This is a genomic window from Kribbella sp. NBC_00889 (assembly GCF_045207705.1).
In the GTDB taxonomy this organism is placed as follows: Bacteria; Actinomycetota; Actinomycetes; order Propionibacteriales; family Kribbellaceae; genus Kribbella.
Genome location: NZ_CP108783.1, coordinates 3,921,290 through 3,934,277, shown reverse-complemented (window position 1 = coordinate 3,934,277; position 12,988 = coordinate 3,921,290). Strand labels below are relative to the sequence as shown.

Here is a 12,988-nt window from a genome sequence, read left to right as displayed (position 1 = left end):
CCAGGCGATCGCCCCATCGCCTGGTCACGCCATCGTGCGGCGGATGCCTGAACGACGTTGTAGCTTGAGGGTCATGGCGACCCTGGAGGACGTGGAGCGGCTGGTCGCGGCATTGCCCGAGACCGTGGAGACGACGAAGCACGGCCATCGCACCTGGGCTGTCGGAGGCAAGGCATACGCCTGGGAACGGCCTTTCAGCAAGGCGGATCTGCGCCGCTTCGGCGATGAAGCCCCGCCGCACGGACCCATACTCGCAGTCCGGGTGGAGGATCTCAGCGGGAAGGAAGCGGTGCTCGCGGCTCGTTCGGCCGACGGATTCTTCACAATCCCGCATTTCAATGGTTATGCCGCCGTACTGATCCAGCTGGACGTGGTCCCGGCGACCGTTCTGAAGGAGGCGCTCCTCGACGGTTGGCTGGTCTATGCACCGGCGGCGGTGGCGAAAGCGCACCTCGGCAAGAGCAAGCCTTAGCCGCCGAACGCGGTGCGGACGGGGAGTGAAGGGCGGAATCTGCGGGGCTGTGGGCGGCGAGGGGCGTTGACGGTTGCGGTGTGACGGTGTGTTATCCGAAGTGGGGCCGGTGTTTGGTCCGGCCCGTACGCTGGGGATTTTCGTCGATCCGCCCCTGACACCGCGGAGGGTGCAATGAGCGATTTCCAGGAACAGGCGAAGAACTGGCTCCGGAACGTCGTCAAGCAGAACCCGGACAAGATCAAAGCCGGTGCGGAGAAGGCCGGCGACCTGATCGACAAGCACACCGGCGGGAAACACGCGGAGAAGGTCGACGCCATGCAGAAGAAGGTCGGCGACTACGTCGACGGCCAGGCCCCCGAAGGCGAGGCGGGCGGAGTCCCGTCGCCCGGCGGCGGCGTCGACCCCGCGACCACCGGCGAAGCCCCCGAGCCTCCCCGCGACACCGCCCAAGCAGGCAGCGACACCACCGAGGCGGCCCGTGATGCGGCCGAGTCGACCGAGGAAGCAGTCGACGGCGGCGTAGTCGGCGGCGACGCGCCAGACCCGTCCACCGAGCCGACCAGCTCAGCCGGCTCAACCCCCGAAGGCACCCAAACCGGCAGCACCGTCACAGGCCAAGACTCCAACGACCTCCCCGGCCCCCGCCCCTGACCCAATCCACCCGGCAGTCGTCCTCCCCCCGAGGACGACTGCCGCACGCGTTGCGCGTGAGCACTCGATGTCAAGGCGACCCGACGGACAGCAATGCGGAGAGTAGTCGAGCAAACCTAGAGTGTCATCCTGGGGATGATGGCATGGGCAGAACGCGACGGCGCGGTGGGAGTCGGTCGGCGCAGTTCCGTTCGTGGGGATGGCTCCTGGCGGCTTGCGCCGCGCTCGCGATCTACAGCCACAGCTGGCGGACGGCTCTGTACCTCGCGCTGATGTGGCTGGTCTATGTCGTGTTCCTGCAGCTGGCCATGTGCAGGGTCGAAACCCGGAAGCATCAACCGTGCAAGTGGCTGGTCCGGGGACTGATCGGGACCTGCAAGTACCACGTCGGCAGCAAACGTGGTCTGCCCCGGTTGGTTCGCGGACCGAGGTGCGTCGGACTACCGAGACTCATGTGGCCGCGGGACGACTTCGACGGTCTCGTGGCCGTGCAGGCCGAACCGCAGCCGGAGCCCGGTCGCGCTGTGACCGCGAAGGCGAGTCAGCCGAGGTACGACCGGTTGAATGTGCTGATCGCCGTCGGTGCGTTCCTGGTCACCTTGGTGGGCGTGATTCGCGACTTCGTTGCTGGTTGAGGCCCGAGCACAACCGTGGATGTGGAGTGGACCAGTCGGGGGAGTGGTTTGGGTGGGTGGGGTGAGTGTCCTTCTTGACCGGGTGGTGGGGCGCGCCTAGCCTCGGAATCAGTAAGGGATCACTCCACCTGACGGTGGCGGACATAGCACCGGCGGGTCGGTTGATCACCGGCTGACCGGCCGGAGAAACACGAAACCACGCTCGACCGAGCTGAAGGATGACGACGGCGACTCGTACGCCGTCGATTGGACGGCACCGCGGCGGACGGATCCGGCGGTGACAGCGGCTTGAAGTCTGTTCCTGGGTGACGCACACCCGGAAACGGCGACGGCAGCGGTCACGACCGGCACCGTCGGCGAGCAGTACCGTCACAACGGACGGACCGCGCACCCCGGAAACCCCGGTGGTGCGTTCAGCCGTACCGTCTCCTCGACCGTAGGCGGATCCCTTCGACCGACGCCACAGTCCCGCCCGGTGCGTGACTCGACGAGGGGAGAAGCCGATGTCACTCGCGGCCATGCCGACGGCGACGTCAGTCGGGCTGACCCTGATCGGACTGCTGATCGCGGGCCTGCTGGCCTGGATCGGCTTCACGCTCTCCCGCCGCAAGGCCGCCGACAACACCGCGGCCGCCGCCAACGCCCAACTCGAGGCAGCCACCATCGCCGCCGGCGCCAAGTCCGCCGCGGAGTTGGTACGCCGCCAGGCCGAGGAGGAGGCCGCCGTACTGCGGACCCGGGCGGAGACGGCCGAGAAACGCGCCGAGGAGATCCGCCGCGCCGCGGAGGACCGCGCTTCCGAGGTACGGCGTGAGGCCGAGCACCGCGCGTCCGACGTACGCCGGGAAGCCGAGACCGAGGCCCAGTCGATCCGGGACGACCTACGCGAGCAGCGGCTGGAGATGGAGCGCCGCGACCACCGGCTGACCGAGCGTGAGGAGCGGCTCGACGAGCAGCACCGTTCGATCGAGGAACGCCAGATCGAGCTGACCGCGCAACTCGCGGAGCTGGACCAGCGCAAAGCCGAAATCAGGAACCTCGAGGAGGAACGCCGCCGGATCCTGGAAGGCGTCGCGAACCTCAGCTCCGAGCAGGCGAAGGCGGAGCTGGTCGCGTCGATCGAGGCGGAGGCGAAGCGGCACGCGCATTCGATCGTCCGTGAGATCGAGCGGCAGGCCTTGGACGAGGGCGAGACCAAGGCACGCAAGATCATCACCGGCGCGGTGCAGCGGCTGGCGTCGGAGCAGACCAGCGAGTCGGTCGTCTCGGTGGTGCACCTGCCGAGCGACGACATGAAAGGCCGGATCATCGGCCGCGAGGGTCGCAACATCCGATCGTTCGAGCAGACCACGGGCGTCAACCTGATCATCGACGACACCCCTGAAGCCGTGCTGCTGTCCTGCTTCGATCCGGTCCGCCGGGAGACCGCGCGGCTGACCCTGGATTCGCTGGTGCTGGACGGCCGGATCCACCCGAGCCGGATCGAGGAGATCTACGAGCGCAGTCGCGGCGAGGTTGCCGAGCTGTGTGAGCGTGCGGCCGAGGACGCGATGGCAGAGGTCGGCATCACCGACCTGCACCCCGAGCTGATCCGGACGATGGGCCTGCTGCGGTACCGCACGTCGTACGGGCAGAACGTGCTCAAGCACCTGATCGAGTCGGCGCACATCGCCGGCATGATGGCGGCCGAACTCGGGCTGGATCCCAAGCTGTGCAAGCGCGGCGCGTTCCTGCACGACATCGGCAAGGCGCTGACGCACGAGTCCGAGGGCAGTCACGCGATCGTGGGTGCGGAGCTGGCCCGCAAGTACGGCGAGAACGACGACGTCGTGCACTGTATCGAGGCGCACCACAACGAGGTCGAGGTGCGGACCGTCGAGGCCGTACTGACCCAGGCCGCGGACGCGGTCAGTGGCGGCAGGCCGGGTGCGCGACGCGAATCGCTGGAGGCGTACGTGCAGCGGCTCGAGCGGCTCGAGGAGATCGCGATGCACCACGACGGTGTCGAGAAGGTGTTCGCGATGCAGGCCGGCCGGGAGATCCGCGTGATGGTGCTGCCGGACGCGGTCGACGACATCGCCGCGCAGGTGATGGCTCGCGACATCGCCAAGCAGGTCGAGGAGGAGCTGACCTACCCGGGCCAGATCCGGGTCACCGTCGTCCGCGAATCCCGCGCCACCGAGGTCGCCAAGTAGTCACTCGGCGTACTTCGCGCGCCACTCCGGCGGATCGAACGGCGAACCGTAGATCCGGGTCTCGCGCGCGATCCGCCCGTCCTTGAACTCGACGACGTTCGCGACGTAGTAGATGTCACCGCCGTAGTCCGAGCGGCCCAGTACGACGAAGTGGTCGCCCGCACCGGTGATACGCAGGATCTGGATCGACGGTGGCGCAGGGTATTCCTGCTGCATCGCCCGCATCCGGTCCCGCCCGACGATGCGCTCGCCGGACTGCGGCATCTCCAGTACGTAGTCGTCGGCGCGCAACTCGTGTTCGGCCTCCGCCGACAGCGCCAACTGGTCGTCCGTCGGCCACAACCGCTCCAGCAACTCACGATTCCTGTCCATGATTCACGGTCGCGACGACCCTTCAATCAGTCTTAAAGTCTGCGAATGGACATCAGACCCGCGACCCCCGCCGATGTCGAACAGTTGATCGCAGGCGTCGCCGAGTATCCGGCAGCGCAGCATCACCTCCGCGCCCGCTGGGACATCCAGGAAGGCGGTGACGGTCTGTTCCTGCTGGCCCACCGCGACGGCGAGATCGTCGGCCAGACGATGTTGCTCAGGGAGTCGAAGTACGCCGAAGTCCGCGCCGACGGCGATCCGGCCGAGATCAACGCCCTCAGCGCCGTCGTCCACAACCAAGGCATCGGTACGGCGATCATCCGCGTCGCCGAGGCGATCGCGGGGGAGTGGAACAAACCCGCCATCGGCCTGGCCGTCGGCGCCGACAACCCCAAGGCCCGCAGGCTGTACGAGCGCCTGGACTATCGGCCGTGGTCAGGCCCGCCTGTCGTCGATGAATGGACCGAGCAGGCTGCCGACGGCACGGTGGTTCGCACCCACGCGGACGAGTGTGACTACTTCCTCAAGTCTTTGTGATCCTCGCGCAGGTGGGTCGGCGTGACGTCGATGGGATGGTCGGCGACCTGGTCGGGCGGGGCGGTGTTGTACTGCTTCTCGACGTCCGGGTCGATCACCACGACGTCATCATGCCCCCGGCGCCGGTTGGCCAGCCGGTACGACAGCCAGATTCCGGCGGCGCCACCGAGCATGATGATGATCCCCAGGGCGGTGAGGTTCAGAGTGTCGGACGTGTCCCGCACGGCGAACGCGATGATGGCTCCCGCCGCGATGAGCGCGATTCCGGCCCCGATCCTCATACGGGCTCCTTCCTGACCTCGCGAAGTGGTCACGTTGAGTAGCTGATCTCACTCCTGGTACCCGATCAGCCCCTCGACCATGCGTCAGCGGAAGGCGGCGTGCCCGGTCAGCGCCTGGCCGATGACGAGCTGGTGGACCTCCGAGGTGCCCTCGTAGGTGAGGACGGACTCGAGGTTGTTGGCGTGCCGCATGATCGGGTACTCGCCGCTGATGCCGTTCGCGGCCAGGATCGTGCGGCACTCGCGGGCGATCGCGATCGCCTCGCGGACGTTGTTGAGCTTGCCGACGCTGACCTGCTCCGGGCGCAGTGTACCCTTCTCCTTGAGCCGGCCGAGATGGACGGCGAGCAGGATGCCCTTGTTCAGCTCGACCGCCATGTCGGCGAGCTTCGCCTGGGTCAGCTGGTACGCCGCCAGCGGCTTGTCGAACACGATCCGCTCACCGGCGTACGCGATCGCCGTCTCCAGGCAGTCGCGGGCCGCGCCCATCGCGCCGAAGATGATGCCGAAGCGGGCCTCGTTCAAGCAGCCGAGCGGCCCGGACAGGCCGCGTGCCTCGGGCAGCATCGCGGACGCCGGAAGCCGTACGTCTTCCAGCACCAGTTCCGACGTGACCGATGCCCGCAGCGACATCTTCTGCTTGATCTCCGGTGCGGAGAAGCCAGGCGTCGTGGTCGGTACGACGAAGCCGCGTACGCCGTCGTCGGTCCGGGCCCACACGACCGCGACATCGGCAACGGAGCCGTTGGTGATCCACATCTTCGAACCGTTCAGCACCCAGTCGTCTCCGTCGCGGCGGGCGTTCGTGCGCATGCCGGCCGGGTTGGAGCCGAAATCGGGCTCGGTCAGGCCGAAGCAGCCGATGGCCTCGCCCGCGGACATCCGGGGGAGCCATTCATCCTTCTGCTCGTCACTGCCGTACTTCCAGATCGCGTACATCGCCAGCGACCCCTGCACCGACACCAGCGACCGCATCCCGGAGTCCGCCGCCTCGATCTCCAGGCAGGCGAGTCCATAGGCGACAGGCCCGACCCCGGCGCACCCGTAGCCGGTTAGATGCATCCCGAGGAACCCGAGAGCCCCCAGCTCCTTCGCCAGCTCCCGCGCCGGGATGCTCGCCGTCTCGAACCACTCCGGCAACGCCGGCCGCAACCGCTCGTCCGCGAACCGCCGAGCCGTCGCCCGGACGTCGACCTCCTCCTCGGTCAGCAACGAGTCGACATCCACGAGATCCAGCGAAACGGTCATACCCGAACGCTAACCTGTCGCCGCCGCGCCGCGGTGGTGTGGAAAGCCACACGCTCACTTGACGATCAAGGTGCCGTCGAACGCGTCGAGATCCGCCAGGGTCTCCCGGTAGACGGATCGCAGTGGTGGCAGCCCGGACCGTGGAAAGAACCGCGCGTCCCGCGTCTCGTCGGTGTCGGTGGTCAGCGTCCCGCTCCAGCGGTCGACCCGGAACACGACCGTGAACATCTGGTGCTGCCCGCCGTAGGCGTTGGTAAACCAGTACTGCGGACCCGTGTACAGCGCGATCGGTGTCGCCGACTCCACGATCAGTCCGGTCTCTTCCGACACCTCGCGGACGAGCGCATCCCAGATCGACTCGCCCAGCTCGAGCCCTCCGGCCGGCATCACCCAGGTGTCGTCGTCGCTGCGGCGGACCAGCAGTATGTCGCCCGTGTCGTCGACGATCACGGCACGCGGGCCTGGTGTGATGATCCGCTGATCGCCGACGTGCTTGCGCAGGATGCCGGCGTACGACTGCTCGAACGGGACAGCCGTCACTTCCGGTACCAGGGCCACCACCAGTGGCGTTTGCGGGGGTGGCGGATCACGATGCTGCCGTGGCGGGCCTGGCCGGTCACGTGCAGGCGTACGCCGCCGGACCTCGGTGGACCGGCCTTGTTCTTCGCACTGCTGTGGACCATGTCGACCTGGTCGATGTCGACGCTCCAGCCCGCCGGGATCACCATCACGACCGAGCTGTGCTTGGCGTGCGCATCGACGTGGATCACGGACCAGTGCACCACCGCGTCGGTGAAGTCGAGCTTCACCGACGAGTGCTCCGCGATTGCCGTCATCCGCTCCGGCACGGTCCAGGCGCCCTCACGCTTCTGCGCGCTGTGCTTCGCCCGGAGCGTGAGCTCGGCGGCGCTGCCGTGCGCGACCGGCACGAGATCGGCCGTCGCATTGCGCAACTCCACTTGGGTCTTGGCCGAGTAGACCTGGGTCAGCCGCTCGTCCAGCTCCTGGAAGTCCAGCCGCCCGTCCGTGTGTGCTTCCTGGACAACGGCGGCGGCGCGCTCACGATCGTTGTCGGACGCCCGTTGCCCGGGCGGCGGCTGCTCCAGACTCATGCCCCCAAAGGTAGCGCCGCTACCGGTCCCTCCGGACGTCAGTCGGCAAGATCCAGGAACCGGCCGAAGACCGTCGACCAGGTCTGGTCCAGCTCGGCCGCGTGCCGCTCGGCGCCGGCGACGACCTCGTCGGGCACGAATCCCCACGAGCGCAGGGTTTCCGGGTTCCAGCGCCGTACTCGCTCGGCGGCGACCTCCGGGTGGAACTGCACTCCCCAGCTGCGGCCGATGCGGAGCATCTGGTGGGGGCAGCGCTCGCTGGACATCAGCGCAACGGCGTCGGCCGGGAGCCGGGTGATCTGATCCTGGTGGCTCTCGATCGCACGGACGGTCGACGGCAGACCGGTGAGCAGCGGGTCGTCCTCGGCGCCGGGCAACAGCTTCAGTTCGGTGACGCCCTTCTCGGGCAGTCCGTACTTGCCGCGGACCTCACCGCCGAAGGTGTGCGCGATCAGCTGAGCGCCCAGGCAGATGCCGAGGACCGGCGCGCGGTCGTGCTCGGTGGTGGTCCGCAGCAACTCCCGCTCGGCCTTCAGCCACGGCTTGGCATCGTCGGCGTCGGGCAGCATTCCGCCGCCGAGCAGGATCAGCGCGGCATGGCCGTCGATGCCTGCGGGCATCGGCTCGCCGTCCCAGGCACGGACGACGACGGGTGAGAACCCCCGACCCTCGAGCCAGTCGAGCAACCGGCCCGGACCACTGCCCGGATCGTTCTCGATGATCAGCACTGTCTTCGTATGGTGAGTGGCGGCAGGGGACACAAGCGCCAAAGATATGCCACCGGCGGCACACCGGACACCGCCGTACCGGAGTGGTGGTTCCGCGATACTGAGTTGCTGGGGGTGTGCGGATGGAGCCGATCAGTGGGTTCGTGAGGGCCGTGGTGGGAGACGTGAACTTCACCTTCGGCAAAGGCATGGTGGCTGCGTTCCTCGAGGCGCGCGGCAAGGCACGTGCGTCCGGGGGCGACCGGTCCGTCCAGCCGCAGTTGGACGTGCTGATCAGAGCGCACGGCCAGTACGAGCCGTTGTTCATCCCGGCCGGCACAGTGCCGGCGGTGGACCGGTTGGCGGGGTTGGAGCAGTACGAGCCGGCGCCGCAACTGACTGTCGAGTTCACTCCGGGCGACGGTGGTGCGCAGGCACACCTCACGGCGAACGATCCGGTGCTCGTCACCATCACCGATGTCAGTCACCCGGAGTTCGACGCTGTGGTGTTGACCACGTCGCTCGGCGGTGCGACGTACGCGCGGCTGCCTCCGGGGTACTACCACGTGTCCGCTGTCGTCATCGACGAGTCCGAGGACCTGCTGCTCGGGTACGGCGCTCAGCACAACCTGCACCTGGCGAGTGGTGACGACCTGCTCCTGTCGCTGGCGATTCACACCGAGGGCATGGCGGAGATCGAGGCGGCGCTGGCGGCTCCACGGCAGCCGGTGCTGGTGGGTCCGGACGGGGACGCGATGCCGATCCTCGACCTGGTGCTGATCGGCCGGTCGCCGGACTGCGACCTGATCCTGGACCACCCGCAGGTGAGCCGGCACCACGCCGAGCTGCTCCGGATCGACCAGGTCACCTTCGAACTCCGCGACCTAGGCTCGACCAACGGCACGACCGTCAACGGCGTACCGGTCCGCAGCATCCACGTGGGCGACGGCGACGAAATCCGCCTCGGCGACTTCCCCCTCCTCCTGTACCTCTCCTAGAACCACCACCTCGTCACCTTGTGTGTTCACCTGGGACAATGGCTGCGTGAATCCGCGATCCGTTGTCATCCTCGGCTCTACCGGCTCTGTGGGGACCCAGGCGCTCGAGTTGATCGGGCGCAACCGCGAGCGATTCCGGGTGCTCGCGCTCTCGGCGGGCGGGAGCAACGTCGGTCTGCTCGCCGCGCAGGCGCTGGAGTTCGGCGTTGAAGTGGTCGCGGTGGCGAAGGCGACGGTCGCCCAGGACCTGCAGCTCGCGTTCTACGCCGAGGCACAGCGCCAGGGGTACGCGCAGGGTGAGTTCCGGATCCCGAAGATCATCACCGGCCCGGACGCGTCCAGCGAGCTCGCGGCGATGCCGTGTGACGTGGTCCTCAACGGCATCACTGGCTCGGTCGGACTGCAGCCGACGCTCACGGCGCTCGACGCGGGGACGACGCTCGCACTGGCCAACAAGGAGTCACTGGTGATCGGCGGTCCGCTGGTCACCCGCCGGGTCAAGCCCGGGCAGATCGTGCCGGTCGACTCCGAGCACAGCGCTATCGCGCAGTGCCTGCGCGGCGGAACTGCCGACGAGGTACGCCGTCTGGTGGTGACGGCGAGCGGCGGTCCGTTCCGGGGCCGGTCGCGGGCCGAGATGGCCGACGTCACCCCGGAGCAGGCGATGAACCACCCGACCTGGGACATGGGTCCGGTGATCACGATCAACTCGGCCAATCTCGTGAACAAGGGCCTCGAAGTGATCGAGGCGCACCTGCTGTACGGGCTGCCGATGAGCCGGATCGAGGTGGTCGTGCACCCGCAGTCGATCGTGCACTCGATGGTGGAGTTCGTGGACGGCGCGACCATGGTCCAGGCGTCGCCGCCCGACATGCGGTTGCCGATCGCGCTCGCGCTCGGCTGGCCCGACCGGATTCCGGACGTGGCGCCGGCCTGTGACTGGACCACGGCGAGCAGTTGGGAGTTCGAGCCGCTCGACGACGAGGCCTTCCCGGCGGTCCAGCTGGCCCGGGAGGCGGGGACCCGCGGCGGCACCGCCCCGGCCGTGCTGAACGCGGCGAACGAGGTCTGTGTCCAGGCGTTCCGGGACGGCCGGCTGCCGTTCCTGGCGATCGTCGACACCGTGGCCCGGGTAGTGACCGAACACGACGTACCCTCGTATGAGGAATTGTCCATCGACGACGTACTGGCCGCGGACGGCTGGGCCCGCGCCCGGGCCCGTGAACTCACCGGCGTACAGGAGACCACCAAGGCATGACCGCGCTTCTCACTCTCCTCGGCATCGTGCTGTTCGCGGCCGGCATCCTGATCTCGGTCGCACTGCACGAAATGGGCCACATGCTGCCCGCCAAGGCCTTCGGGATGAAGGTGTCGCAGTTCTTCGTCGGCTTCGGCCGGACCGTGTGGTCCACCAAGCGCGGCGAGACCGAGTACGGACTGAAGCTGATCCCGGCCGGCGGGTTCGTCCGGATCATCGGCATGATGCCGCCCGCCAAGGGCGACGACCCGACCAAGGTGCGCAAGGCCAACACCGGCCCGATCCAGTCGATGGTCGAGAACGCCCGTACCGCGGACTACGAGACGATCGCGCCCGAGGACAACGGCCGGCTGTTCTACCAGAAGGTGTGGTGGAAGAAGCTGATCGTGATGGCGTCCGGGCCGCTGGTCAACGTGGTGATCGCGTTCGTGCTGTTCGGCGGCCTGTTCATGCTGTACGGCGCCAACGTCGCGCAGACGACCGTGGCCACGGTCACGGACTGTGTGATCCCGGCCTCGCAGGCATCGACCGACCGCAAGTGCGTCGACACCGACAAGGTGTCGCCGGCCAAGGAGGCCGGGTTCCAGGTCGGCGACAAGATCGTCGCGTTCAACGGCACCGCGATCTCCAGCTGGGACCAGCTGACCCCGCTGATCCGGGCGAACACCGACAAGCCCGCCACCATCGTTGTCGTGCGCAACGGTCAGCAGACCACGCTGCAGACCCACACGATCGTCAACCAGGTCCCTGACGAGGCGGGCTCGGACAAGATCGTCTCGGTCGGGTTCCTCGGCGTCTCGCCGGAGATGAAGACCGAGCGGCAGGACTTCGGGTTCGTGGTCAGCAAGATGGGCGAGCTGACCGTGGCGACAGTGAAGGCGATCGGGAACTTCCCGCAGAAGCTGGTCGGCGTGGCCAAGGCGATCGGTGGCGGCGAGCGCGACGAGAACAGCCCGATGAGCGTCGTCGGCGCCAGCCGGGTGGCCGGCGAGATCGCGTCCAACCAGTCGCTGACGGCCGGCTCGCGGATCGCGTTCCTGATCTCGCTGCTCGCCTCGCTGAACCTGTTCCTTGCCTTGTTCAACTTCATCCCGCTGCTGCCGCTGGACGGCGGACACATGATCGGCGCGATCTGGGAGGGCATCCGGCGCGGCTTCGCCAAGCTGTTCGGCCGGCCCGACCCCGGGTACGTCGACGTGGCCAAGCTGCTCCCGATCGCGTACGTCGCGGCCAGTGTGATCGTGGTGATGGGCGTCCTGCTCGTCATCGCCGACATCGTCAACCCGATCCGTCTCTTCAACGGCTGACCCTCACCCAACGGTTAAGGACACATGAGCATCAACCTGGGCATGCCCGCGCTGCCGCCACCGACCCTGGCCCCGCGCCGCAAGACCCGCCAGATCAAGGTGGGCAAAGTGCTGGTCGGTGGGGACGCGCCGGTCTCGGTGCAGTCGATGACGACCACGAAGACGCACGAGGTCAACACGACGCTGCAGCAGATCGCGGAGCTGACCGCGGCCGGCTGCGACATCGTCCGGGTCGCCTGCCCGCGGCAGGAGGACGCCGACGCGCTGGCGGAGATCGCCCAGCACTCGCAGATCCCGGTCATCGCCGACATCCACTTCCAGCCGAGCTACGTCTTCGCCGCGATCGAGGCGGGATGTGCGGCGGTCCGGGTGAACCCGGGCAACATCCGCAAGTTCGACGACCAGGTGAAGGAGATCGCGCAGGCCGCGAAGGACCACGGGACGTCACTGCGGATCGGTGTGAACGCCGGCTCGCTGGATCCGCGGCTGCTGCAGAAGTACGGCAAGGCGACGCCGGAGGCGCTGGCCGAGTCGGCCGTCTGGGAGGCCTCGCTGTTCGAGGAGCACGACTTCCACGACTTCAAGATCTCCGTGAAGCACAACGACCCGGTCGTGATGGTCCGCGCGTACGAACTGCTGGCCGAGCAGGGTGACTGGCCGCTGCATCTCGGCGTGACCGAGGCCGGGCCGGCGTTCCAGGGCACCATCAAGTCGTCGGTGGCGTTCGGCGCGCTGCTGTCGAAGGGCATCGGCGACACGATCCGGGTGTCGCTGTCCGCGCCGCCGGTCGAGGAGGTCAAGGTCGGCCTGCAGATCCTGCAATCGCTGAACCTACGCGAGCGCAAGCTCGAGATCGTCTCCTGCCCGTCCTGCGGCCGCGCCCAGGTGGACGTCTACACCCTGGCCGAGCAGGTCACCGCCGGTCTGGAGGGGATGGAGGTCCCGCTCCGTGTCGCGGTCATGGGCTGCGTCGTCAACGGCCCCGGCGAGGCCCGCGAGGCCGACCTCGGCGTCGCCTCCGGCAACGGCAAGGGCCAGATCTTCGTCAAGGGCGAGGTCATCAAGACCGTCCCCGAAGCGGCCATCGTCGAGACCCTGATCGAGGAAGCCATGCGCATCGCCGAGGAGATGGGCGAGACCGCAGACCCCGGCACCCCCACCGTCACGGCAGGCTGACTCGCACAGGCCGTAAGACGCCGCACCCTCGGAGCT

General features: G+C 68.0%; 15 protein-coding genes. 9 read left to right on the top strand and 6 right to left on the bottom strand.

The features are described 5' to 3' along the window. The first annotated feature begins 73 nt into the window (after positions 1-73). The 4 genes from OG817_RS19195 (at position 74) to rny (ending at position 3,956) form a co-directional block, all read left to right on the top strand. A complete protein-coding gene (locus tag OG817_RS19195) occupies positions 74-472 on the top strand; it encodes an MmcQ/YjbR family DNA-binding protein (protein WP_406056468.1) in 399 nt (132 codons plus the stop codon). 174 nt (positions 473-646) lie between these two features. Then, positions 647-1,126, top strand: coding sequence for an antitoxin (locus tag OG817_RS19190; protein ID WP_406056466.1), 480 nt, complete (start codon positions 647-649; stop codon positions 1,124-1,126). A gap of 143 nt (positions 1,127-1,269) precedes the next feature. Continuing rightward, complete coding sequence (locus tag OG817_RS19185) at positions 1,270-1,761, top strand: hypothetical protein (RefSeq protein WP_406056464.1); 492 nt, start codon at positions 1,270-1,272, stop codon at positions 1,759-1,761. 503 nt (positions 1,762-2,264) lie between these two features. Continuing rightward, entirely contained in the window at positions 2,265-3,956 is a 1,692-nt protein-coding gene (rny, locus tag OG817_RS19180) for a ribonuclease Y (RefSeq protein ID WP_406056462.1), read from the top strand. Here rny and OG817_RS19175 read toward each other — a convergent pair whose 3' ends face one another. Then, on the bottom strand, positions 3,957-4,328 hold the full coding sequence (locus OG817_RS19175; protein ID WP_396389648.1) for a nuclear transport factor 2 family protein: 372 nt from the start codon (positions 4,326-4,328) through the stop codon (positions 3,957-3,959). It lies immediately after the preceding gene. 45 nt (positions 4,329-4,373) lie between these two features. Between OG817_RS19175 and OG817_RS19170 the strand changes: the two genes are divergently transcribed. Then, entirely contained in the window at positions 4,374-4,865 is a 492-nt protein-coding gene (locus OG817_RS19170) for a GNAT family N-acetyltransferase (protein WP_396389649.1), read from the top strand. Here OG817_RS19170 and OG817_RS19165 read toward each other — a convergent pair. The 5 genes from OG817_RS19165 to OG817_RS19145 form a co-directional block, all read right to left on the bottom strand. Further along, entirely contained in the window at positions 4,844-5,146 is a 303-nt protein-coding gene (locus tag OG817_RS19165; RefSeq protein WP_406056459.1) for a DUF6458 family protein, read from the bottom strand. The genes OG817_RS19170 and OG817_RS19165 overlap by 22 nt on opposite strands. A gap of 84 nt (positions 5,147-5,230) precedes the next feature. Continuing rightward, a complete protein-coding gene (locus OG817_RS19160) occupies positions 5,231-6,394 on the bottom strand; it encodes an acyl-CoA dehydrogenase family protein (protein ID WP_406056457.1) in 1,164 nt (387 codons plus the stop codon). A gap of 54 nt (positions 6,395-6,448) precedes the next feature. After that, the gene (locus OG817_RS19155; RefSeq protein ID WP_406056455.1) at positions 6,449-6,934 is read right to left on the bottom strand and encodes an NUDIX domain-containing protein; all 486 of its coding nucleotides are present in this window, start codon (positions 6,932-6,934) and stop codon (positions 6,449-6,451) included. After that, positions 6,931-7,506: a DUF1707 domain-containing protein gene (locus OG817_RS19150; protein WP_406056453.1), complete on the bottom strand. Its 576-nt coding sequence runs from the start codon at positions 7,504-7,506 to the stop codon at positions 6,931-6,933. Before OG817_RS19150 ends, OG817_RS19155 begins: the two co-directional genes overlap by 4 nt. A 38-nt stretch (positions 7,507-7,544) precedes the next feature. Continuing rightward, the gene (locus OG817_RS19145; RefSeq protein ID WP_406056451.1) at positions 7,545-8,234 is read right to left on the bottom strand and encodes a type 1 glutamine amidotransferase; all 690 of its coding nucleotides are present in this window, start codon (positions 8,232-8,234) and stop codon (positions 7,545-7,547) included. A 122-nt stretch (positions 8,235-8,356) separates the two neighbouring features. Between OG817_RS19145 and OG817_RS19140 the strand changes: the two genes are divergently transcribed. From OG817_RS19140 to ispG, 4 genes are read left to right on the top strand one after another with little or no spacing between them, the layout of a single operon-like run. After that, positions 8,357-9,211, top strand: a complete 855-nt coding sequence (locus OG817_RS19140) for an FHA domain-containing protein (protein ID WP_406056449.1) — start codon at positions 8,357-8,359, stop codon at positions 9,209-9,211. Positions 9,212-9,257: 46 nt separating this feature from the next. Beyond that, positions 9,258-10,469 carry a 1-deoxy-D-xylulose-5-phosphate reductoisomerase gene (gene dxr / locus OG817_RS19135; RefSeq protein WP_406056447.1) on the top strand — a complete coding sequence of 404 codons (1,212 nt, stop codon included), beginning with the start codon at positions 9,258-9,260 and terminating at the stop codon, positions 10,467-10,469. After that, a complete protein-coding gene (locus tag OG817_RS19130; RefSeq protein WP_406056445.1) occupies positions 10,466-11,776 on the top strand; it encodes a M50 family metallopeptidase in 1,311 nt (436 codons plus the stop codon). The genes dxr and OG817_RS19130 overlap by 4 nt, the downstream gene beginning before the upstream one ends. A gap of 24 nt (positions 11,777-11,800) precedes the next feature. Next, the gene (gene ispG / locus OG817_RS19125; protein WP_396389659.1) at positions 11,801-12,952 is read left to right on the top strand and encodes a flavodoxin-dependent (E)-4-hydroxy-3-methylbut-2-enyl-diphosphate synthase; all 1,152 of its coding nucleotides are present in this window, start codon (positions 11,801-11,803) and stop codon (positions 12,950-12,952) included. The last annotated feature ends 36 nt before the right edge of the window (positions 12,953-12,988 follow it).